Annotated in this window: 16 protein-coding genes; 9 read left to right on the top strand and 7 right to left on the bottom strand. The window is 71.4% G+C overall.

Annotated elements, in window-relative coordinates; all coding sequences use genetic code 11:
• The first annotated feature begins 140 nt into the window (after window positions 1–140).
• Both P8T65_RS39825 and ptsP read left to right on the top strand, forming a co-directional pair.
• Window positions 141–590: a PTS glucose transporter subunit IIA gene (locus P8T65_RS39825; RefSeq protein WP_316730248.1), complete on the top strand. Its 450-nt coding sequence runs from the start codon at window positions 141–143 to the stop codon at window positions 588–590.
• 78 nt (window positions 591–668) lie between these two features.
• Entirely contained in the window at window positions 669–2,339 is a 1,671-nt protein-coding gene (gene ptsP, locus P8T65_RS39820) for a phosphoenolpyruvate--protein phosphotransferase (protein ID WP_316730247.1), read from the top strand.
• 61 nt (window positions 2,340–2,400) lie between these two features.
• On the opposite strand, the gene P8T65_RS39815 is transcribed toward ptsP, so the two are convergent.
• Together P8T65_RS39815 and P8T65_RS39810 are read right to left on the bottom strand one after the other, a co-directional pair.
• Window positions 2,401–3,309, bottom strand: coding sequence for a hypothetical protein (locus tag P8T65_RS39815; protein WP_316730246.1), 909 nt, complete (start codon window positions 3,307–3,309; stop codon window positions 2,401–2,403).
• A 78-nt stretch (window positions 3,310–3,387) separates the two neighbouring features.
• Complete coding sequence (locus P8T65_RS39810; protein ID WP_316730245.1) at window positions 3,388–5,355, bottom strand: acetoacetate--CoA ligase; 1,968 nt, start codon at window positions 5,353–5,355, stop codon at window positions 3,388–3,390.
• Between the two features lie 214 nt (window positions 5,356–5,569).
• Between P8T65_RS39810 and P8T65_RS39805 the strand changes: the two genes are divergently transcribed.
• Window positions 5,570–7,936 carry a TIM-barrel domain-containing protein gene (locus P8T65_RS39805; protein ID WP_316730244.1) on the top strand — a complete coding sequence of 789 codons (2,367 nt, stop codon included), beginning with the start codon at window positions 5,570–5,572 and terminating at the stop codon, window positions 7,934–7,936.
• Window positions 7,937–7,966: 30 nt separating this feature from the next.
• Here P8T65_RS39805 and P8T65_RS39800 read toward each other — a convergent pair whose 3' ends face one another.
• Window positions 7,967–8,503 carry an NUDIX domain-containing protein gene (locus tag P8T65_RS39800; RefSeq protein WP_316730243.1) on the bottom strand — a complete coding sequence of 179 codons (537 nt, stop codon included), beginning with the start codon at window positions 8,501–8,503 and terminating at the stop codon, window positions 7,967–7,969.
• A 260-nt stretch (window positions 8,504–8,763) separates the two neighbouring features.
• On the opposite strand from P8T65_RS39800, the gene P8T65_RS39795 reads away from it, so the two are divergent.
• The 4 genes from P8T65_RS39795 (at window position 8,764) to glpK (ending at window position 13,066) form a co-directional block, all read left to right on the top strand.
• Entirely contained in the window at window positions 8,764–9,189 is a 426-nt protein-coding gene (locus P8T65_RS39795; protein WP_316730242.1) for a zinc ribbon domain-containing protein, read from the top strand.
• Window positions 9,186–10,376: a lipid-transfer protein gene (locus P8T65_RS39790; protein WP_316730241.1), complete on the top strand. Its 1,191-nt coding sequence runs from the start codon at window positions 9,186–9,188 to the stop codon at window positions 10,374–10,376. The genes P8T65_RS39795 and P8T65_RS39790 overlap by 4 nt, the downstream gene beginning before the upstream one ends.
• A 337-nt stretch (window positions 10,377–10,713) precedes the next feature.
• Window positions 10,714–11,499 carry an MIP/aquaporin family protein gene (locus P8T65_RS39785; protein ID WP_316730240.1) on the top strand — a complete coding sequence of 262 codons (786 nt, stop codon included), beginning with the start codon at window positions 10,714–10,716 and terminating at the stop codon, window positions 11,497–11,499.
• 46 nt (window positions 11,500–11,545) lie between these two features.
• Window positions 11,546–13,066, top strand: a complete 1,521-nt coding sequence (gene glpK, locus P8T65_RS39780; RefSeq protein ID WP_316730239.1) for a glycerol kinase GlpK — start codon at window positions 11,546–11,548, stop codon at window positions 13,064–13,066.
• A 111-nt stretch (window positions 13,067–13,177) separates the two neighbouring features.
• Here glpK and P8T65_RS39775 read toward each other — a convergent pair whose 3' ends face one another.
• From P8T65_RS39775 to P8T65_RS39760, 4 genes are read right to left on the bottom strand one after another with little or no spacing between them, the layout of a single operon-like run.
• A complete protein-coding gene (locus P8T65_RS39775) occupies window positions 13,178–13,783 on the bottom strand; it encodes an ATP/GTP-binding protein (protein WP_316730238.1) in 606 nt (201 codons plus the stop codon).
• A 58-nt stretch (window positions 13,784–13,841) separates the two neighbouring features.
• Entirely contained in the window at window positions 13,842–14,237 is a 396-nt protein-coding gene (locus P8T65_RS39770; RefSeq protein ID WP_086802490.1) for a DUF742 domain-containing protein, read from the bottom strand.
• A gap of 9 nt (window positions 14,238–14,246) precedes the next feature.
• Window positions 14,247–14,681 (bottom strand): roadblock/LC7 domain-containing protein, encoded by a 435-nt coding sequence (locus P8T65_RS39765; RefSeq protein WP_316730237.1) that lies wholly within the window; start codon window positions 14,679–14,681, stop codon window positions 14,247–14,249.
• Window positions 14,678–17,461, bottom strand: coding sequence for a nitrate- and nitrite sensing domain-containing protein (locus P8T65_RS39760; protein ID WP_316730236.1), 2,784 nt, complete (start codon window positions 17,459–17,461; stop codon window positions 14,678–14,680). Before P8T65_RS39760 ends, P8T65_RS39765 begins: the two co-directional genes overlap by 4 nt.
• Window positions 17,462–17,879: 418 nt before the next feature.
• On the opposite strand from P8T65_RS39760, the gene P8T65_RS39755 reads away from it, so the two are divergent.
• Both P8T65_RS39755 and P8T65_RS39750 read left to right on the top strand, forming a co-directional pair.
• On the top strand, window positions 17,880–18,431 hold the full coding sequence (locus P8T65_RS39755) for a hypothetical protein (RefSeq protein ID WP_316730235.1): 552 nt from the start codon (window positions 17,880–17,882) through the stop codon (window positions 18,429–18,431).
• Window positions 18,432–18,652: 221 nt separating this feature from the next.
• On the top strand, window positions 18,653–20,119 hold the full coding sequence (locus P8T65_RS39750) for an aldehyde dehydrogenase family protein (RefSeq protein ID WP_316730234.1): 1,467 nt from the start codon (window positions 18,653–18,655) through the stop codon (window positions 20,117–20,119).
• The last annotated feature ends 53 nt before the right edge of the window (window positions 20,120–20,172 follow it).

Genomic DNA, 20,172 nt, shown 5'->3' with positions numbered 1-20,172 from the left:
ACTTCGAGGGGTGGTCTAGACCTCTCATGCGAAGCTATCGTGCGGAACGGGTACTTCAACTGACTACCCTGCTGCTCAGAGCGCCGTCCCGGGACAAGCGGGGACGGTGTCCTCATAGATCTCCACCTGGGAGGCTTCCCATGACCACCGTGACGTCCCCTCTCGCAGGACGCGCCATCGGACTGGCCGCCGTACCGGACCCCGTGTTCTCGGGGGCGATGGTCGGCCCCGGCACGGCGATCGACCCCGAGCGTGAGGCAGGAGAGGCCGTCGCTCCCGTCGACGGGGTCATCGTCTCCCTGCACCCGCACGCGTTCGTCGTGGTGGACGGCGAGGGGCACGGCGTGCTGACGCATCTCGGGATCGATACCGTGCAGCTCAACGGTGAAGGGTTCGAGCTGCTCGTGAGCAAGGGCGACACCGTACGACGGGGTCAGGCCGTGGTGCGCTGGAACCCCGCCGCCGTGGAGGCCGCGGGCAAGTCGCCGGTCTGCCCCGTGGTGGCCCTGGAGGCGACGGCCGACTCCCTCACCGAGCTCCGCGAGGACGGGGAGGTGAAGGCCGGCGACACCCTCTTCGGCTGGCGGTGATGCCGGAGGCCGTACCGGACCCCGAGTTCCACAACCACCGCGGCGGTGGGAACCGTCGCACTAACGGAGACAGGTGAGATGGAGACAACGCTGCGAGGCGTCGGTGTGAGCCACGGTGTGGCGATCGGCGAGGTTCGGCACATGGGAACGGCGGTGCTGGAGCCGCCCGCCAAGCAGATTCCGGCGGAGGACGCGGAGCGCGAGCAGGGGCGAGCCCGTAAGGCCGTGGACGCCGTGGCCGCCGATCTGATCGCGCGCGGCAATCTGGCCGGTGGCGAGGCCCAGGCTGTCCTGGAGGCCCAGGCGCTGATGGCCCAGGACCCGGAGCTGATGGCGGATGTGGAGCGACGTATCGCCGTGGGGAGCACGGCGGAGCGTGGTGTCTACGATGCCTTCGCCGCGTACCGGGCGCTGCTGGCCGCGGCCGGCGAGTACCTCGCGGGTCGCGTGGCGGACCTCGACGATGTGCGGAATCGTATCGTCGCCCGGCTCCTCGGGGTTCCGATGCCGGGGGTACCGGACAGCGTCGAGCCGTACGTCCTCATCGCCCGTGACCTCGCGCCCGCGGACACGGCGCTGCTCGACCCGACGCTCGTCCTCGGTTTCGTCACCGAGGAGGGCGGGCCGACCAGTCACAGTGCGATCCTGGCGCGGGCGCTCGGGGTGCCGGCCGTGGTGGCGCTGCCGGGGGCCGGGGAGCTCGCCGAGGGCACAATGATCGCCGTGGACGGCAGTACCGGTGAGATCTTCGTGAACCCGAGTGCGGAGAAGAAGGCCGAGCTGGAGGCCGCCGCGGCGGCGCGGAAGGCCGCGCTGGCCGCGTCGAGCGGGCCCGGCGCGACCTCCGACGGCCATCGGGTTCCGTTGCTGGCCAACGTGGGCGGCCCCGCTGATGTGCCGGCGGCCGTGGAGGCCGGGGCCGAGGGGGTCGGGCTGTTCCGGACCGAGTTCCTCTTCCTGGACGACAGCAAGGCGGCGCCGTCCGAGGAGAAGCAGGTCGAGGCGTATCGCAAGGTGCTGGAGGCCTTCCCCGAGGGGCGTGTGGTCGTGCGGGTGCTGGACGCCGGCGCCGACAAGCCGCTGGAGTTCCTCACTCCGGCCGACGAGCCGAACCCGGCGCTCGGTGTGCGTGGTCTGCGGACGCTTCTCGATCATCCCGAGGTGTTGCGGACGCAGTTGACGGCGCTCGCGAAGGCCGCCGAGGGTCTGCCGGTCCATCTCGAGGTCATGGCGCCGATGGTCGCGGACCGCACGGACGCCAAGGCGTTCGCCGACGCGTGTCGCGAGGCGGGGCTGCGGGCCAAGTTCGGTGCCATGGTGGAGATTCCGTCGGCGGCGCTGCGGGCGCGGTCGATCCTGCGGGAGGTGGAGTTCCTCTCCCTGGGGACGAACGACCTCGCGCAGTACACGTTCGCGGCCGACCGGCAGGTGGGGGCGGTGTCCCGGCTCCAGGACCCGTGGCAGCCGGCGCTGCTCGATCTCGTCGCGCTGTCCGCCGAGGCGGCGAAGGCCGAGGGCAAGAGCTGTGGCGTCTGCGGCGAGGCGGCGTCGGATCCGCTGCTCGCGTGTGTGCTGACCGGTCTGGGTGTCACCTCCCTGTCCATGGGTGCGGCGTCGATTCCGTATGTGCGGGCGACCTTGGCGAAGTACACGCTGGCGCAGTGCGAGCGGGCGGCGGCCGCCGCGCGGGCGGCGGACACGGCCGAGGAGGCGCGTGGCGCCGCGCAGGCGGTGCTGTCGGGCGAGTAGCCGGGAGGGTCCGGCCGGCGTCGAGGGGCGCTCCACCTTGGGTGGGGCGCCCCTCGCCCGTTCAGTGGGCGTGGCCGTGCGAGGTCGGGCCTCCCTCGCCGAGGTCGTCGCCGAGGTCGGGTGGGGTGCAGTAGTCGACGCCGGACTCCGGGGAGACGAGGTCTCCGGATTCCATGTCGGTGCAGTAGGCGTCGAAGACCTCTCCCGCGGTGAGTGGTGCGAGGTCGTCGCCGCGCAGGCGCCAGCCGTAGACGCGCTCGGTCCGGTCCGGGGCGGTGGTGCGCATGACGAGTCCGCCGGGGCTCCGGGTGGCGAGGCCGAGGGCGAGAACGGTGGCGAACTCCAGAGCTTCGGCCTCGTCGAGCCGGGTGGCTCCTTCGGTGCTCTGGTCGACGTGGAGGACGGCGGTCAATGCCTGGGGTTCGGCCGAGACGCTGCAGACCAGGTGGCGTTCGCCCGGGCCCGCGGTGTCGAGGATGCGCTTGAGCAGGTGCATGGCGCGGGAGAAGGCCGCGCGTCCGATGTCCTCGCCGCAGCAGGCGCAGTCGCCGATCTGGGCGAGGCGAGTGGTGGCGTACTCCCAGGTGGCGAGGCGGACGGCTTCGTCGATGAGGTCGGGGACGAGCTCGGCGAGGGGCTGTCCTTCGTACGGGACGGCGGCGCCCGTCGCGGCCAGCTCGGCGGTGAAGCGGGTGCGGCTGGAGGGGGTGTCGGGTTCTAGGCCGGTGTCGGCGCAGAACTCGGCGTACTCCTCGGGGTCGAAGAGGGCGACCGTGGTGTGGTTGCCCTGCGCGGAGAGGGTCCGGAGCAGGGCTTCCACCTGTCGGAGGTAGGTCGTGTGATCGTCGAAGGCGAAGCTGCGGTAGCGGCGCATCGCGGTGAAGTCGTGTTCGTCGGCCAGCAGGCCGATGGTGCCCGCGATCTCGCGGCGCAGGACGCGGCGCATGCCCTGGTGGCTGGTGTGTGCCATGTCTTCCCCCTGTGCGAACGGTCGATCAATGCTCACTCACAGTAATCGAGGGCACTGACAACGCGGTCGCGACCGGGGTCAGGAGCGCCGGCGGGCCAGGTCCTCGTAGAAGTGCAGGAGGTCGAGGTTGTCGATGGAGCCGGGGTTGACCGCCTTTTCCAGTGGGGTGCCCTGGAGGAGGCGTTTGACGGGGACCTCGATGCGTTTGCCGGTGAGGGTGTGCGGGACGCCGGGGACTTCGATGACCTCGTCCGGGACGTGGCGGGGTGAGAGCTGTTCGCGGATGGTGCGTTTGATGCGGGTGAGGAGGGCCTCGTCGAGGGTTGCCCCCGGGGCGAGTTGGACGAAGAGGGGCATCCAGTAGCCGCCGTCCGGCTGTTCGATGCCGAGGACGAGGGACTCCTTGATCTCGGGGAGGCGTTCGACGGCCTCGTAGATGTCGGCCGATCCCATGCGGACGCCCTGGCGGTTGAGGGTGGAGTCGGAGCGGCCGTGGACCACGACGGAGCCCCGGGAGGTGAGGGTGATCCAGTCGCCGTGGCGCCAGACGCCGGGGTAGGTGTCGAAGTAGCTGTCGTGGTAACGGGTGCCGTCGGGGTCGTTCCAGAAGTGGATCGGCATGGACGGCATGGGGTTGGTGACGACGAGTTCGCCGACCTCGTCGACGAGGGGTTTGCCGCTGGGGTCCCAGGACTGCAGGTCGGTGCCGAGGCAGGGGGCCTGGAGTTCGCCGATGTGGACGGGGAGGGTGGGGACGGCTCCCGCGAAGCAGGAGCACACGTCGGTGCCGCCGCTGACGGAGGCGATCCAGAGATCCTCGCGGACCTCGTCGTGGAGCCAGCGGAAGCCGTCGGGCGGGAGCGGGGAGCCGGTGGTGCCGACGCACTGGACGCGGGAGAGGTCGTAGTCGCGGCCGGGGTGGACGCCAGCCTTGGCGCAGGCCATCACGTACGCGGCGGAGGTGCCGAAGAGGGTGGCGCCGGTGCGTTCGGCGACGCTCCACTGGGCGCCTGTGTCGGGGTACCCGGGGCTGCCGTCGTACAGGACGACGGTGGTGCCGGTGAGGAGGCCTGAGACGAGGAAGTTCCACATCATCCAGCCGGTGGAGGTGTACCAGAAGAAGCGGTCCTCGGGGCCGAGATCACAGTGCAGGCCGAGTTGTTTGAGGTGTTCGACGAGGATGCCGCCCTGGGACTGGACGAGGGCTTTGGGCAGGCCGGTGGTGCCGGAGGAGTAGAGCACCCACAGGGGGTGGTCGAACGGGACCTGTTCGAAGGTGGGTGCCACGTCCGCGGAGGTCAGGGCGGACCATTCCAGGGCGCCCTCGGGGGCGTCGGTGCCGAGGACTGGGATGTGGACCACGGCGCGCAGGGTGGGCAGTTCGCGGCGGAGTTCGGCGACGATGTCGCGGCGGTCGTGTTCCTTGCCGCCGTAACGGTAGCCGTCGACGGTGAACAGGACGACGGGCTCGACCTGCTGGAAGCGGTCGAGGACGCTGCGGGCGCCGAAGTCCGGTGCGCAGGAGGTCCAGACGCCGCCCACGGCGGCCGTGGCGAGGAGGGCGACGACGGCCTGCGGGATGTTCGGGAGGTAGCCGCTGACGCGGTCACCCGGGCGTACGCCGAGGGCGCGCAGTTCGGCGGCGAGGGAGCCGACCTGGCGGCGCAGCTCCGCCCAGGTCACGGGGCGGGGTTCGTGGGTCTCGTCGACGTGGAGCAGGGCCGGTTCGTCGGCGCGGGCGTCGGCCGCGCGGAGTGCGTGTTCGGCGTAGTTGAGGGTGGCTCCGGGGAACCATGGGGCGCCGGGCATGGTGCGGTCGCCGAGCACGCGCGTGTAGGGGGTGGAGAACCGTACGTCGAACCATTCGGTGACGGCTGTCCAGAACGTCTCGAGTTCGTCGACGGACCAGCGGTGCAGGGCCGGGTATCCGCCTTCGGCGGGGGCTCCGTGGTGTTCGGCCGCCCAGGACTGGAATGCGGTGATCCGGGCCCGGGCGATGCGGTCCGCGTCGGGTTGCCAGAGCGGCGAGGGGTTCGCTGAGGTCATGGGGTGGCTCCCGGGGCTGTGCGCGTGGTGCGCGTCGGGCGCGCACGGGCAGGGGTGTGCGCGTGACGTGGCTGACACGGACGATGCCATGTGATCGACTTCCGCACCAGGGTGAGCCGCTGCCGGACGTCGAGGTGAACATGTGGCGGCACGGTGGGTGAACGGCAGTTGAACGGTTCACACGAATCGTCCGGTGGATGGCATGGTGAGCGTCATGAACGGTCGTGACCTGGTGCGTTCGGTGAAAACGATCGGTTCGGCGGGGGTGGCGCAAGGGCTGCGCACCGTGCGGGCCGCATGGCGCAGGAGGCGTGCCGACGCGGCCGCTCTGCCGACGCGGGGTGCCGAGCGTGCCAGGGTGCCGGGGCCGGTGGTGGGTGTGGAGCCGGGGCCCGGCGGCGGGGTCGTACGGTTCAGCAGGTCCGAGCTGCGGGTCACCGTCGATGTGCACGGCGCGGTCTTCTGGGGCTGGGACGGGGCCGGTCCCGAGCCGTCGTACGCGCTGGCGGGCCGGTGCCCGGAGCCGGATCCGCGGGCCGTGCTGGAGCCGGACAAGGACGGCGCCTGGCGGGTCGTGGCCGAGCGCGTCACGGTCGTGGTGTCGCGGCTGGGCGCCGTGGAGGTGCGTACGCCCGGTGGAGTGGTCCTGCGGCGTGATCTGCCGCCCCGGTGGTGGGAGCCGGTGGGTGGAGGTGAGGCACGGTGGGTGCAGCGGTCGGAGGTGGCGGCCGACGCGCGGTTCTTCGGGCTGGGCGGACGGGCGTCGGGTCCCCGGCTGCGGGGCGGAACGTATCGGCTGTGGAACACGGACCCCGGTCGTCCGTTCGCGCCGGGCGACGACCCGCTGTACATCACGATGCCGGTGCAGATGGTGGTGGCGGACGCGGCCACGCATCTGGTGTTCCACGACACCACCTGGGACGGCACGGTGACGCTGCGGGAGGGCGAGGAGGGCGCCGGGTCCGGGCACGACCGGGCCGGGACGTCCGAGCTGCGGATGGACGGCGGGCCCCTGCGCTGCTGGGTCATAGTCGGCACGCCCGCGCGCGTGCTGCACGCCTGGGCCGCGCTGACCGGGGCTCCGGCGCTGCCGCCGGCGTGGGCGTTGGGCCATCATCACGCGCGGTGGGGCTTCGGGAGCGAGCAGGAGGTGCGGCGGATCGTCGCGGGCTACCGGGAGCACGGGCTGCCGCTCGACGCGGTCCATCTGGACATCGACCACTACGACGCCCACCAGGTCTTCACGGTCGACGCGGAGCACTTCCCGAAGCTGCCGGTGCTCGCCGAGGAGTTGCGGCGGGAGGGGATCCGGTTGGTGTCGATCGTGGACGCGGCGGTCGGTGCGCGGCCGGGCGACGCGGTGTACGACAGCGGGACGGCCGAGGACGCCTTCGTGCGCGACGCCACCGGGAAGGTCGCGGAGGGGCTCGTGTGGCCCGGGGATTCGGTCTTCCCGGACTTCACACGCGCGCGTACGCGCGCGTGGTGGGGTGGTCTCTACGGGGAGCGGCTGGCGCAGGGCTTCGCGGGGTTCTGGCACGACATGAACGAGCCGACGTCGTTCACGGCGTTCGGGGAGAACACGCTGCCCCGGTCGGCCCGGCACGATCTGGAGGGCCGGGGCGGTGATCATCGCGAGGCACACAACGTGTACGCGCTCTGCATGGCCCGCGCGGGGTACGAGTCGCTGCGTGAGCTGGTGCCCGAGGAGCGGCCGTTCGTCTTCTCGCGCTCCGGGTGGGCAGGGATGCAGCGCTACGGCGGGACGTGGTCGGGGGACGTGGCGACGGGCTGGCCGGGGCTGCGGGCGTCGCTCGCGCTGGTGCTGGGGCTGGGGCTGTGCGGGGTGCCGTACTCGGGGCCGGACGTGGGCGGATTCGACGGGAGTCCCTCGCCGGAGCTGTATCTGCGGTGGTTCCAGCTGGGCGCGTATCTGCCGCTGTTCCGTACGCACGCGAGTCTGCGGGCGGGGCGGCGCGAGCCGTGGGAGTTCGGGGACGAGATCGTCGAGCACGCGCGCGTGGCGCTCGTCGAGCGGCGGCGGCTGTCGCCCTACTTCATGACGCTGGCCCATCTGGCGCGTCGTACGGGGGCGCCCTATGTGCGCCCGTTGTGGTGGGGTGCGCCCGAGGACCGGACGCTGCGCGACTGCGAGGACGCGTTTCTCCTGGGTGACTGTCTGCTGGTGGCGCCGGTGCTGGAGCCGGGCGTGGAGCGGCGTGCGGTGCGGCTGCCTCGCGGCCGTTGGTACGACACGGTGACGGGGCGGGCGTACCAGGGGCCGGGGCAGGTGCTGCTGGACGCGCCGCTGTCGCGTGTGCCGGTACTCGCGCGCGCGGGTGCCGTGGTTCCGGTCCGGGGCGCCGACGGCGGCCTGGAGCTGGAGGTGTGGGCACCTGCGCGCGGGCGGACGGGGGGCGGGCTCGTGGTGCCGGACGCCGGGGACGGCTGGGACGAGCCGGAGGTCGAGCGGTACACGGCGCGTTGGGAGGGGTCGCGGCTGGTCGTGGAGCGGGAGGGGGACGAGGGGCCGGTCGAGCCCGCGTATCCCGTGAAGGTGCGCGGGCTCGACCAGGGGTGAGCCCGGTGGTGGCTCAGGCGTGGCTTCGGCTCAGATGTAGCGGCCGTCGAAGAACGCCTGGACGGCCAGGGTGTGCAGGGGGAAGGCGAGTTCGGTGGGTCTGCGCAGCAGGTGCCAGCCCTCCGTCTCGTCGGTGGCGACGGGCGCCGGGAGGCCGGCGGCCGGGCGCTCCGGGAGGAGCCCGAAGAGCAGGAGATGACCGGCGGGCGAGCTCATGGCGTCGGCGAGGCGTACGTCGCGGTCGGCCACGCAGATGCCCGTCTCCTCCTTGAGTTCACGGGCGACGGCGTGGCGCCAGTCCTCCCGGTGGTCGATGAAGCCGCCGGGCAGGGCGGTGCCCCCGCGCGCGGGGGCGATGGTCCGTGTGATCACCACGAGGGCGGTGCCCTGGGTGTCGTACACGGGCTGGAGGGCCACCGCGACGGGGATCGGATTGCGGTAGGCCACTGAGTGGCAGGCCTCGCAGGTGCGGGGCCAGCCGGAAACGCCCTCTCCGTAGGGCGCTCCGCAGCTCGAACAGTGCGAGTCCGGTGCGAAGTTGGCGGGTGGGTGTTGATTAGCGGACACGCGGCGGACTGTATCCGATCATCTGCTGGTCGTCTCGTCGGGGCGGCTGTACGCGCCACGCCGTGGGGCCCGCCCGTACGGGTGAGGGCCGGCCGGAACCACCCCCGTGGGCCCCGGCCGGTCCTCCCGATACAGCGACGCCGGGAGGGGCTCGTTGGTTCGCCGAAGGGCCTGCCCAATTCCGGATGCCCGTGCCAAACTTCCTGACGGTTCATCAGATCCGTACGCCGGGAGGGGTTTTGTCGCGGAGTCGCACACCTGTGGTCGCGGGCTGGTTCACCGGGGAGGGCGAGGAGTTCCGGCTGCTCGGCACACGCTGTGCCGCGTGCGCCTCGGTGTTCTTCCCCCGTGAGGACGTCTTCTGTCGCAATCCGGGCTGTCCGGGGGGTGAGCTGCGCGAGGTCCCGCTGTCGCGCCGGGGGCGGGTGTGGTCGTACACGGACGGCCGGTACCGGCCTCCGTCACCCTACGTGTCCGATCCGGAAGTTCCGTGGGAGCCGTACGCGTTGATCGCTGTGGAACTGACCGAAGAACGTCTCGTGGTGCTGGGACAGGCGGTTCCCGGGGTCACCGTCGCCGATCTGGCGGTGGGCATGGAGGTGGAGCTCGTCCCCGGGGTCCTGAACGAGGACGCGGAGACGGTCTGGACGACCTGGCAGTGGCGGCCGACGGGGGTGACGGCATGACGGGCGAGGTGGCGGTGCTCGGCGCGGGCATGCACCCGTGGGGCAAGTGGGGCAGGAGCTTCGTCGAGTACGGGACGGTGGCCGCGCGCGCGGCGCTGACGGACGCGGGCCTCGACTGGCGGGACGTCGGGTCGATCGTCGGCGCGGACACGGTGCGGGGCGGTTATCCGGGCTACGTGGCGGGGGCGACCTTCGCGAAGGCGCTGGGCTGGCAGGGGGCCCGGGTCACGAGCGTGTACGCGGCCTGCGCGTCCGGGGCGCAGGCGGTCGGCACCGCGCGGGCCCAGATCCTCGCGGGTCTCGCGGACGTGGTGCTGGTGGTGGGCGCGGACTCGGCTCCGAAGGGGTTCTTCCGGCCGGCGGGCGGGGACCGGGCGGACGATCCGGACTGGTTGCGGTTCCGGGTCCTCGGTGCCACCAATCCGACGTACTTCGCGCTGTACGCGCGGCGGCGGATGGCGGTGCACGGGGACACGACGGAGGACTTCGCGCGGGTCAAGGTGAAGAACTCGGCGGCGGGGGCGCTCAATCCGTACGCGCGCTATCGCAAGCGGGTCACCGCGGAGGAGGTCGCGGCCTCGGCCGTAGTCGCCGACCCGCTGCGGCTGCTGGACATCTGCGCGACCTCGGACGGAGGTGCGGCGCTGGTGCTGTCCAGTATGGAGTTCGCGCGGCGGCACGGGGTGCCCGAGCCGGTGCGGATACGGGCGGTGTCCACGGTGACGCCCCGCTACCCCAACACGGTGCTGGATCTGCCGGACATCGCCACGGACTCGGCGGTCGCGGTGGCGCCGTCGGACGAGACGTTCCGGGCGTCGATCGCGCGGGCGGCGTACGAGGAGGCGGGGATCGGGCCCGGGGATCTCTCGTTCGCCGAGGTCTACGACCTGTCCACCGCGCTGGAGTTGCAGTGGTACGAGGATCTGGGGCTGTGTGGTGAGGGCGAGGCCGCGAAGCTGCTGCGGGACGGCGCAACGGCACTGGGCGGCCGTGTACCGGTGAACTGCAGCGGAGGGCTGGCGTCTTTCGGGGAGGCCGTCCCGGCGCAGGCGATCGCCCAGGTGTGCGAGCTGGTCCGGCAGTTGCGCGGCGCGGCGACGGACCGGCAGGTCGATGGGGCGCGGGTGGGGCTCAGCGCCAACCAGGGCCTGTTCGGGCACGGGTCGGCGGTGATCGCTGTCCGGTGAGGGCGGCGGTTCGGTGAGGGCGGGTCGGTCGGTGATCGTGGGCATGTGATCCTCTGCGGCGCTGTGAGCGGTCGCCGGGCGGTACGTGCCGTGCGCTCCGACGGGTGCGCCCCGTAGGCGCCTTCAACCGTTGTTGTGCGTGTTCTTGACGCCCCCTAGGTGCCGGTGAACACTTCCGGGTGTCGGTCGGCATCGCCGGATTCGGGCGTCTTTGCGCACCGCGCCGCTCGGGCTCCCCGCCTGCAACGGACCATCGCCACGGGCGATGCGGCCGCGACGGCACGCTCGTCACGGAGGCCCGGGGCCGATCGCTCCGGGCCGGGGCCAAGGAGCCGCCATGAGCAACGGAGACATATTCGTCGGTGAGGTCATCGGTACGGCGATCCTGATTCTCTTCGGCGCCGGTGTGTGCGCCGCCGTCACTCTCAGGTTCTCGAAGGCGAGGGCGTCGGGCTGGATCGTCATCGCGTTCGGCTGGGGCTTCGCCGTACTGGCGGGCGCCTACACCGCCGCTCCCCTCTCGGGCGGGCACCTCAACCCGGCGGTGACCCTGGGGATCGCGGTCGACACGGAGACCTGGGACAAGGTGTGGGTGTATCTGCTCGGCCAGATGGTCGGCGCGATGATCGGCGCCCTGCTCGCCTACCTCGTCTATCTCGCGCAGTTCCAGGCGAACGTCCGCAAGGAGGGCACCACGGAGGGTACGGCGGACGAACCGACGCCGACCCTCGGGATCTTCTCGACCATCCCGGAGATCCGGAGCCCGGTCGCCAACCTGATCACCGAGGTCATCGCGACGATCGCCCTGGTGCTGCCGATCCTCGCGTTCGGCCGGAACACGGGCATCGGCATCGGCCAGATCCCCGGCGAGGAGGCCGGGATCTACGGCTCCGGGATCTCGGTCCTGCTGGTGGCGTTCCTGGTGGTCGGCATCGGCCTCTCGCTGGGCGGTCCGACCGGCTACGCCATCAACCCGGCCCGTGACCTCGGCCCGCGCATCGTGCACACCTTCCTGCCGATCCCCAACAAGGGCACCTCGGATTGGGGTTACGCCTGGATCCCGGTGGTCGGCCCCCTGGTCGGCGGGGTCCTCGCGGGCCTCGTCTACAACGCAGCCTTCTGACGCACCGCCGTAAGACGTGAATCGACGCAAGACGTGAGGGGATGTCATGCCGGACAACGCCCAGAAGTACGTCGCCGCCATCGATCAGGGCACCACTTCGAGCCGTTGCATCATCTTCGACCAGGGCGGTGCCATCGTCGCCGTCGACCAGCGCGAGCACCGTCAGATCTTCCCCAAGCCGGGCTGGGTCGAGCACGACGCCACGGAGATCTGGTCGAAGGTGCAGGCGGTCGTCGCCGGGGCCATCGCGAAGGCGGGCCTGCGGGCGGAGCAGATCAGCGCGCTCGGCATCACCAACCAACGGGAGACGACGGTCCTGTGGGACCGGGCGACGGGCAAGCCCGTGCACAACGCGATCGTCTGGCAGGACACCCGTACGTCGGCGCTGTGCAACGAACTCGGCGGCACGGACGGGCAGGACCGTTTCCGTGAGCAGACCGGGCTGCCCCTGGCCAGCTACTTCTCCGGTCCGAAGGCCGCCTGGCTGCTCGACAACGTGGCCGGTCTGCGCGCACGTGCCGAGCACGGCGAGATCGCGTTCGGCACGATCGACTCCTGGCTGATCTGGAACCTGACCGGTGGTACGGACGGCGGCCGGCACGTCACCGATGTCACCAACGCCGGACGCACCATGTTGATGAACCTGGAGACCCTCCAGTGGGACGCCTCGATCCTCTCCGCGATGAACATTCCGGAGGCGGTGCTGCCGGAGATCAGGTCCTCCGCCGAGGTGTACGGCACCGCGGTCGGCTCCCTCGCCGGCGTGCCCGTCGCCTCGGCACTCGGCGACCAGCAGGCGGCGGTGTTCGGCCAGGCCTGCTACGACGTGGGCACGGCGAAGAACACCTACGGCACCGGAAGCTTCCTGCTGCTCAACACCGGGAACCGGCCCGTGCCCTCGAAGAGCGGGCTGCTCACCACCATGGGGTACAAGATCGGCTCGGAGGCACCGGTGTACTGCCTGGAGGGGTCGATCGCGATCACGGGGGCCCTGGTCCAGTGGTTCCGGGACCAGCTCGGCATCATCCGCAGCGCCGACGAGATCGAGTCCCTCGCGGCGAGCGTCGACGACAACGGCGGGGCGTACATCGTGCCCGCGTTCTCGGGTCTGTTCGCCCCCTACTGGCGCTCGGACGCGCGGGGCGTCGTGACCGGGCTGACGCGTTACGTCACGAAGGCGCATCTCGCGCGGGCTGTGCTGGAGGCGACGAGCTGGCAGACGCGGGAGGTGGTGGACGCCATGTTCCAGGACTCCGGGGTCCCCATCACGACGCTCAAGGTCGACGGCGGCATGACCAAGAACAACCTGCTGATGCAGCACCAGGCGGACGTCCTGGGCGTACCGGTGATCCGGCCCAGGGTCTCGGAGACGACCTGTCTGGGGGCCGCGTACGCCGCCGGTCTCGCGACCGGCGTGTGGAACGACCTGGACGAGCTGAAGTCGCACTGGCAGCGGGACGTCGAGTGGACGCCCGCCATGGAGGCCTCTGTGCGTGACCGCGAGTACCACAACTGGCGCAAGGCGGTGGAGAAGAGCCTCGGCTGGCACGAGGACGACGCGAACTGACGGCGAGACCCACGCGAGCGTGCGTCGGCGTCGGCGTCGTACGGGGCTCCCCGCGCGCGTGCCCATGAAGCCACGGCCCGTACCCCTGTCGGCGGGGGTACGGGCCGTGCCTCAGGTGGTGACGGTCTGGCGCTGCCCCGAGGCGTGGGCCATCGCGTGCCGGACGACGGCGACGAGGATGTCCTTGACCGAGTCCCGCTGGCGGGCGTCGCACAGGACGACCGGTACGTCGGGGTCGAGGTCGAGGGCCTGGCGGACCGTCTCGGCCGGGTAACGCGCGGCGTCGTCGAAGCAGTTGACGCCGATCACGAAAGGTATGGAGCGCCGCTCGAAGTAGTCGACGGCGGCGAAGCAGTCCTCCAGGCGGCGGGTGTCGACGAGGACGACGGCCCCGAGGGCGCCGGAGGCGAGTTCGTCCCAGAGGAACCAGAAACGGTCCTGTCCGGGGGTGCCGAAGAGGTACAGGACGAGGTCCTCGCGCAGGGTGATACGGCCGAAGTCCATGGCGACGGTGGTCGTCGTCTTGTTCTCCACACCGCTGGTGTCGTCGACCGGGCGGCCCGCCTCGGTCAGCACCTCCTCGGTGCGCAGTGGCTTGATCTCGCTGACCGCGCCGACACAGGTCGTCTTGCCCACGCCGAAGCCGCCGGCCACGAGGATCTTGAGCGTGACGGGCTCGACCGGGGGTGTGCCGCGCTCAGAGCGCCCGAGGATCATCGGTCTTTCTCCTGCTGGAAGGGGTGTCTGTCACGTGTTCGCTCCGCCTCCGCGCCGCTCAGAGCGCCCGGAGGCCGTTGATGACGTCGCGCAGGATGCTCTCGTCCACCAGCTCGGCAGGCGGTACGGGGCGGGTCACGTGGACGAGTTCCTCGTCCACGAGGTCTCCGACGAGGACGCGGACCACCCCGACGGGGAGGTCGAGGTCGGCGGCCAGTTCGGCCACCGACTGAGGGGTGTCGCGGCAGAGCTCGACGATACGGACGTGCTCAGGGGAGAGGGAGTGGTCCTCCTCCGGGTCGTCGACGTGCGGTTCCGTGACGACCACGGCGATCAGGTCGAGGCGGTGCTGGATCGCGTGATTGGTCCGGCCGCGTGTCATCGCGTACGGACGCACCACTGGTCCGGCCTCGTCGTCGAACCAGTGGCTTCTTCCCTGACCGTCTCCGCTCATGCCATCCCACTACCCGCCCTGGGCCACGTCGGTGCGCGGGGCGGATCCCAGATGGACGCCGACCCGCTTGACGAGGAGGGTCATCTCGTAGGCGACCTGGCCGATGTCCGCGTCGGAGTCCGCGAGGACGGCGAGGCAGCTGCCGTCACCGGCGGCCGTGACGAAGAGGAAGGCCTCGTCGAGCTCGACGACGGTCTGCCGGACGCTGCCGGCCTCGAAGTGACGGCCGACGCCCTTGGCGAGGCTGTGGAAGCCGGAGGAGACGGCGGCCAGGTGCTCGCTGTCCTCTCTGGTGAGATCCTTGGAGACGCCCGTGGGCAGTCCGTCGCTGGAGAGCACGAGCGCCTTGCGGATGCTGGCGACACGCTCCACCAGGTCGTCCAGGAGCCAGTTCAGCTCCCCGGACGTGCCGGTCGCGGTCCTGTCGGCGTTCGGTGCGGTCATCGACCGTCCCCCTTAGTCGTTCCTCGTGGTGCTGAGCCGTCCCGGGCGCCATCGCCCTCGACGTTCTCCTCGCGGCCGCGCTGCCAACCCCGTTGGAGCGAGGCCATACGGCTGCGTACCTCGTCTGCGTCCCGCTCGGCCGGGTCCTGGTGCCGCTCGGGGCGGGACCTCTCGCGTTCGTTGCGCCGGTCCGGTCCCTCCTTCAACTGCGGTGCCAGGCTGGCCTGTCGGACACGACGGGGCAGCGGGCTCGGAGCTGATTCTGCCTGGTCGGTCGTCGTGTCCGCGCGCGGGGTGGGCTCGCCCGTGCCGTACGGCGAGGTCGTCGGGGCCGAGTCGCCCGCCGGGGTCGTGCGGCGGCGCTGGGGCAGCGCGGGGCCGTCGTGGCCGCCGGGGGGCAGGGCGGTGAGCGGGCGGGTGTCCGCGGTGCCCTCGGGGCCCGCCGGGCGGCCCTGAGCAAGCTCGTCCTCCGGGTGCCTGGTCCTGGCCCCGGTCACCGAACGGCCGTGCGAGCTGACGAGATGGGGGGTCCGGCGCTGGGGCAGCGGCACGGGGCCGAGCGTCGGGTCGGGGTCGGTGAAGGGGGCCTGCCGCCCTTCACCGTCACGCGCCGGCTGCTGGTCGTCGGTGATCCCGGTGAGCGAACGGCGGGGCCGGAACAGCCCGCCCTGCTCGGGCTCCTCGTCGCCGAGGGGGGCCGGGAAGCCGCCCAGGGGCTCCAGGTCGACCGGTGCTTCCAGCTCCACCGGGCCGTCGAGGATGCCCGCGGTGAGCCCAGGGAGCCGGACCGGCACCTGGGAGAGGGCCGCGTTGCGCTCCTCCTCCAGTTCGGCCTCGCGGGTGGGGTGAGCGCGGTCGAGCCGGAAGCCGATGCCGTTGGTGTCGGGGACGTCGTCGGTGAGCAGGGCGTCCGGGATGAACACCACGGCCGTCGTGCCGCCGTACGGGGAGGGCTGGAGGGAGACGCGGACCTTCTGCCGCTGGGCGAGCCGGCTGACCACGAAGAGCCCGAGCCGGTCGGTGTCGGAGAGTTCGAAGTCGGGGGTCTCGGCGAGCTTGAGGTTGGCGTCCAGGAGCGCCTCGGCCGACATGCCGAGGCCTCGGTCGTGGATCTCCAGGGTGAAGCCGTTCGCGACCCGCTCGCCGTGCACCTGGACGGCGGTGTGCGGGGGCGAGAACACCGTGGCGTTCTCCAGGAGTTCGGCCACCAGGTGGGTGAGGTCGGCGACCGCGGGGCCGGTCACGGCGACCCGGGGCAGCCGACGGACCTCGATCCGCTCGTAGTCCTCGACCTCGGCGACGGCCGCGCGCACGACGTCCATCAGCTGGATCGGCTTGCGCCACTGCCGGGAGGGGGCCGCTCCGGAGAGGATGACCAGGCCCTCGGCGTGGCGGCGCATACGGGTCGTCAGGTGGTCCAGACGGAACAGGTCGGCGAGTTCGTCGGTGTCCTCGGTCCGGCGTTCCATGGTGTCGAGGAGGGTGAGCTGCTTGTGCAGCAGGACCTGGCTGCGGCGGGCGAGGTTGACGAAGACTTCGGAGATCCCGCTGCGGAGTTCGGACTGCTTGACGGCGGCCTCGACGGCCGCCCGCTGCAGGGTGTTGAGGGCCTGGCTGACCTCGCCGATCTCGTTCTTGTCGTACTCGAGGTGGGGCACCTCGGTCTCCACGTCGACCTGTTCGCCCGCGGCGAGCCGGCGCATCACGCTGGGCAGCCGGACCCCGGCGGTCTCGTGGGCCTCCTGGCGGAGCCGGCGCAGGTCGCGGATGAGGATGCGGCCGATGCGGACGGACATGAAGAGCGAGAAGAGCAGGGCGAAGAGGCCGAGGACACCGGCGACGGCGGCCTTCAGGATGACGTTGGTGACCAGCGGGCGGACCCGGTCCTGGTAGCGGTCGCCCGCTTCGATGCTGAGGTCGCGGAGGTCGGCGAGCACGGGCTCGACCGAGGTGTCCCAGCTCTTCGCGGTGAACTTGGTGGGCCTGCCTGGGTCGGAGGCGATGACGGCCTGTTCGACCGAACGCAGGGGCGCGGTGCTGGCGTTCTTCCAGTAGTCGGCGAAACGGTCGCGGTCGGCGGTGGGCAGCTGCGGCAGGCTGATGTCGTACATCAGGGTGCGCTGGGCGACCAGGTCGGAGAAGTCGCGGATCTCCTCCTTGGTGATGCGGTCCGCGACGAGCACCGAGCTGAGCAGCGCGTCCTCGCGGGAGAGGAGTTCACGGGCGCGGCCGACGTTGACCAGGGCGCGGCCCTGCTTGTCCATCTCCACGCTGTCGAGCGCGGGCAGGTCGGAGAGCAGGGTGAAGCAGGGGTCGACCAGTTCGTTGTAGTGGCCGAGGGCCTGGGTGACGGTGACGGTGCCGCTCTCGACGGTCGTCCGCAGGGAGGGCAGGGTGTCGAGGGCGTCCAGGATCGTCGTCAGCCGCAGCGAGGTGGACTCGCCCATCTCGTCCCGCAGGTCGGCGTCAGCGGCGTGCTTGCGGAACTCCCCGACGGCCTTGTCCGTGGCGGCCCGGCTGCGGTCGAGTGCCGCGACCGCCTCGTCGGACCGGGGGTCGGCGAGGTAGACGAGGGTCTGACGGCGTTCCTGCTGGAGCACACGGATGGTGTCCTCGGTGGGGAAGCCGACTTCCTCGACGATGTCCGCGACCCTGAAGAGATCGCTCGCCTCACGGCCCGTCAGCACCGTGGCGAAGGTCCAGACACCCGTCAGGGCCACCAAGGGCACGAGCAACAGCGCCACGATCTTCCGGCGGATCGATTTCCCGCGAAAGCGCATGGCCTCCCCCAGCTCGACCCCCGCCAGGTCCGGGGGTACACATGTGCGTCAACAAACGGCGTGAGCCTACTACCGACTCACACGTATCTCGAAGAGGCGTCCGGGCGCCCGCGGCACCAGAGGCGAACCGGACAGGGGGAGTTGTCCGTTCATTGGGGGAGATTGCCGCCAGCCGTCCGGCACTTGAACCAATGACATCCCGTCGGGGAAGTCTGCCGGTTGGCCGGATTTTTTCGTTCCGCGGGAATCTTCGGCGGACCTCGATCGTCTTTCTGTACGGGAATCGGAGGCGGAATCGGCCATAGATCCCGCAGGCCGCTCTCAGGCGGCGTAAACCAGAGGAAGTCGGGCACCAGTGGGGGGCCGGGTCCATGGATCCGGATCTGTTGGTCCACCGGCGGTGGGGAGTGACGAGTTGATGGGCACGGCGGAGCGGCGCGCAGCGTCCGGTGACGGAGCAGCTGCGCCCGAGGTGGCGGCGCGGAGCGCTCGCACACCGGACCGCGGCCTCCTGACGGGGGGCGGCGTCGCGGTGGAAGAACGGGGGCTCTCCGCGCGTGGCGACGAAGAGCAGGTGTATTACCGGCCGTTGTGGATCGAGGAGCCGGCCCGCAGGCGGCGGCTGCCCGATCCGGTGCGGACGGCGGCGGTGCGCGCGGTCCTCATCATCGCGGTGACACTGCTTCAGGCGATGGTGGCGGTCCTGTGCACCCTCGCGGGTTCCTGGCTGGCGTTCCCCATGGTGCTGAGCAGCGTGGCGAGCACGATCGCGGCCACCTGGGGCGTCCTGGACGTCTGGGTGACCCGCCAGGTGTGGAAGCAGCGCAACGGGGTGGTCTCCGCCCCGAGCAGCACGGCGCGTTCGCTGCGCCGGGAGCGGCGGCGGGCCCGCCATGAGGCACGGGCGGCCGAGCGTGCGCAGGCGCGAATACGCCGTCGGGGTGGCGCCGGGCAGTTGTCGCACCCGTAGGGCGGCAGGGGCGGGCCTTGCGAGAAGGGCCCGCCCCCTCGGGCGGCGGTTCTGCCGCCCGACCGCCTCCTCCTGTCGTCCCTCGCCGAGGGCGATGCTCCTGACCAGGCGTGTTGACTGTCACATTTGACTCCCTCTTGGGCATAGAACGCAGTCTTCCGGTTAGGCGCTCAGCCGCGAGGGCGCCTGCCGTACGGCGCTGACCAGGAGGAACGAAAGACATGCCCGAACTTTTCATCGGCGGAGCATGGCGATCCGCGCTCGACGGCCGGACGCGTGAGATCCGCTGCCCCGCCGACGGCAGCCTGGTCGCGGTCGTCGACGAGGCCGGCGCCAAGGACACCGTGGAGGCGATCGCCGCCGCGCGGCGCGCCTTCGACGAGGGCCCGTGGCCCACCACCTCGCCCGCCGATCGCGGTGACCTGCTGCTTCGGGTGGCTGATCTCCTCGTACGCGACAAGGACGCGCTCGCCCGCGCCGAGTCCCTCGACACCGGCAAGCGGCTGGTGGAGAGCGAGTACGACATCGACGACATCGCGAACTGCTTCCGCTACTTCGGGCGTGCGGCCACCGCCGAGACGGGCCGGGTCGTCGACACCGGTCAGCCGGGCGTCGACAGCCAGGTCGTGTACGAGCCGGTCGGGGTGTGCGCGCTGATCACCCCCTGGAACTATCCCCTGCTCCAGACGGCCTGGAAGGTCGCTCCGGCGCTCGCGGCCGGCAACACGTTCGTGCTGAAGCCGAGCGAGCTGACCCCGCACACCGCGATCCTTCTGATGCGGTTGCTGGCGGAGGCCGGGGTGCCGGAGGGCGTGGCCAACCTCGTCCTGGGCGCCGGTCCCGAGGCGGGTGCCCCGCTGTCGGAGCACCCCGATGTGGACCTGGTCTCGTTCACCGGTGGCCTCGAGACCGGCCGTCGGCTGATGGCCAACGCCGCCGCGAGCGTGAAGAAGGTCGCCCTGGAGCTCGGCGGCAAGAACCCGAACATCGTCTTCGCGGACGCCGACTTCGACACGGCCGTCGACATGGCGCTGACCGCGGTCTTCCTGCACTCGGGGCAGGTCTGCTCGGCGGGCGCCCGTCTGCTGGTGGAGGACTCGTTGCACGACCGGTTCGTCGACGAGGTCGTCCGCCGGACGCGGGAGATCCGGTTGGGCGGGCCCTTCGACGAGCGGGCGCAGACCGGCCCGCTGATCTCCGCCGCCCACCGCGCGAAGGTCGAGGAGTACGTCGCCCGGGGCATCGCCGAGGGCGCGGTGCTGCGCTGCGGCGGCGAGCGGCCGAGCGGCGACGCGTACGACGAGGGCTTCTACTACCTGCCGACCGTCCTGGACGAGTGCACGGCCTCGATGTCCGTGGTCCAGGACGAGTCGTTCGGGCCGGTGCTGACGGTGGAACGGTTCAGCAGCGAGGACGAGGCCGTACGGCTGGCCAACGACACCATCTACGGTCTGGCCGGCGCCGTATGGACGACGGACGAGGCCAGGGCCCGGCGGACGGCGGCCCGGCTGCGGATCGGCACGGTGTGGATCAACGACTACCACCCCTATGTGCCGCAGGCCGAGTGGGGCGGATGCAAGCAGTCCGGATTCGGCCGTGAGCTCGGGCCGACGGGACTCGCCGAATACCGCGAGGCGAAGCACATCTGGCGCAACACGGCCCCGGCACCGCAGGGTTGGTTCGCCTAGTCCGCTGATCTCGGCACCCGCAGAGCCGCTCCCCCCTCCCCTCCCCAGGCCCA

It is taken from the genome of Streptomyces sp. 11x1 (assembly GCF_032598905.1).
In the GTDB taxonomy this organism is placed as follows: domain Bacteria; phylum Actinomycetota; class Actinomycetes; order Streptomycetales; family Streptomycetaceae; genus Streptomyces.
This window is presented reverse-complemented; position numbering and strand designations above follow the sequence as displayed.

What these genes read in the sequence shown, in the direction of transcription:
- P8T65_RS39825 (WP_316730248.1), top strand. Translation starts at nt 141, where the DNA reads ATGACCACCGTGACGTCCCCTCTCGCAGGACGCGCCATCGGACTGGCC.
- ptsP (WP_316730247.1), top strand. Translation starts at nt 669, where the DNA reads ATGGAGACAACGCTGCGAGGCGTCGGTGTGAGCCACGGTGTGGCGATC.
- P8T65_RS39815 (WP_316730246.1), bottom strand. Translation starts at nt 3,309, where the DNA reads ATGGCACACACCAGCCACCAGGGCATGCGCCGCGTCCTGCGCCGCGAG.
- P8T65_RS39810 (WP_316730245.1), bottom strand. Translation starts at nt 5,355, where the DNA reads ATGACCTCAGCGAACCCCTCGCCGCTCTGGCAACCCGACGCGGACCGC.
- P8T65_RS39805 (WP_316730244.1), top strand. Translation starts at nt 5,570, where the DNA reads ATGAACGGTCGTGACCTGGTGCGTTCGGTGAAAACGATCGGTTCGGCG.
- P8T65_RS39790 (WP_316730241.1), top strand. Translation starts at nt 9,186, where the DNA reads ATGACGGGCGAGGTGGCGGTGCTCGGCGCGGGCATGCACCCGTGGGGC.
- P8T65_RS39785 (WP_316730240.1), top strand. Translation starts at nt 10,714, where the DNA reads ATGAGCAACGGAGACATATTCGTCGGTGAGGTCATCGGTACGGCGATC.
- glpK (WP_316730239.1), top strand. Translation starts at nt 11,546, where the DNA reads ATGCCGGACAACGCCCAGAAGTACGTCGCCGCCATCGATCAGGGCACC.
- P8T65_RS39775 (WP_316730238.1), bottom strand. Translation starts at nt 13,783, where the DNA reads ATGATCCTCGGGCGCTCTGAGCGCGGCACACCCCCGGTCGAGCCCGTC.
- P8T65_RS39770 (WP_086802490.1), bottom strand. Translation starts at nt 14,237, where the DNA reads ATGAGCGGAGACGGTCAGGGAAGAAGCCACTGGTTCGACGACGAGGCC.
- P8T65_RS39765 (WP_316730237.1), bottom strand. Translation starts at nt 14,681, where the DNA reads ATGACCGCACCGAACGCCGACAGGACCGCGACCGGCACGTCCGGGGAG.
- P8T65_RS39760 (WP_316730236.1), bottom strand. Translation starts at nt 17,461, where the DNA reads ATGCGCTTTCGCGGGAAATCGATCCGCCGGAAGATCGTGGCGCTGTTG.
- P8T65_RS39755 (WP_316730235.1), top strand. Translation starts at nt 17,880, where the DNA reads ATGGGCACGGCGGAGCGGCGCGCAGCGTCCGGTGACGGAGCAGCTGCG.
- P8T65_RS39750 (WP_316730234.1), top strand. Translation starts at nt 18,653, where the DNA reads ATGCCCGAACTTTTCATCGGCGGAGCATGGCGATCCGCGCTCGACGGC.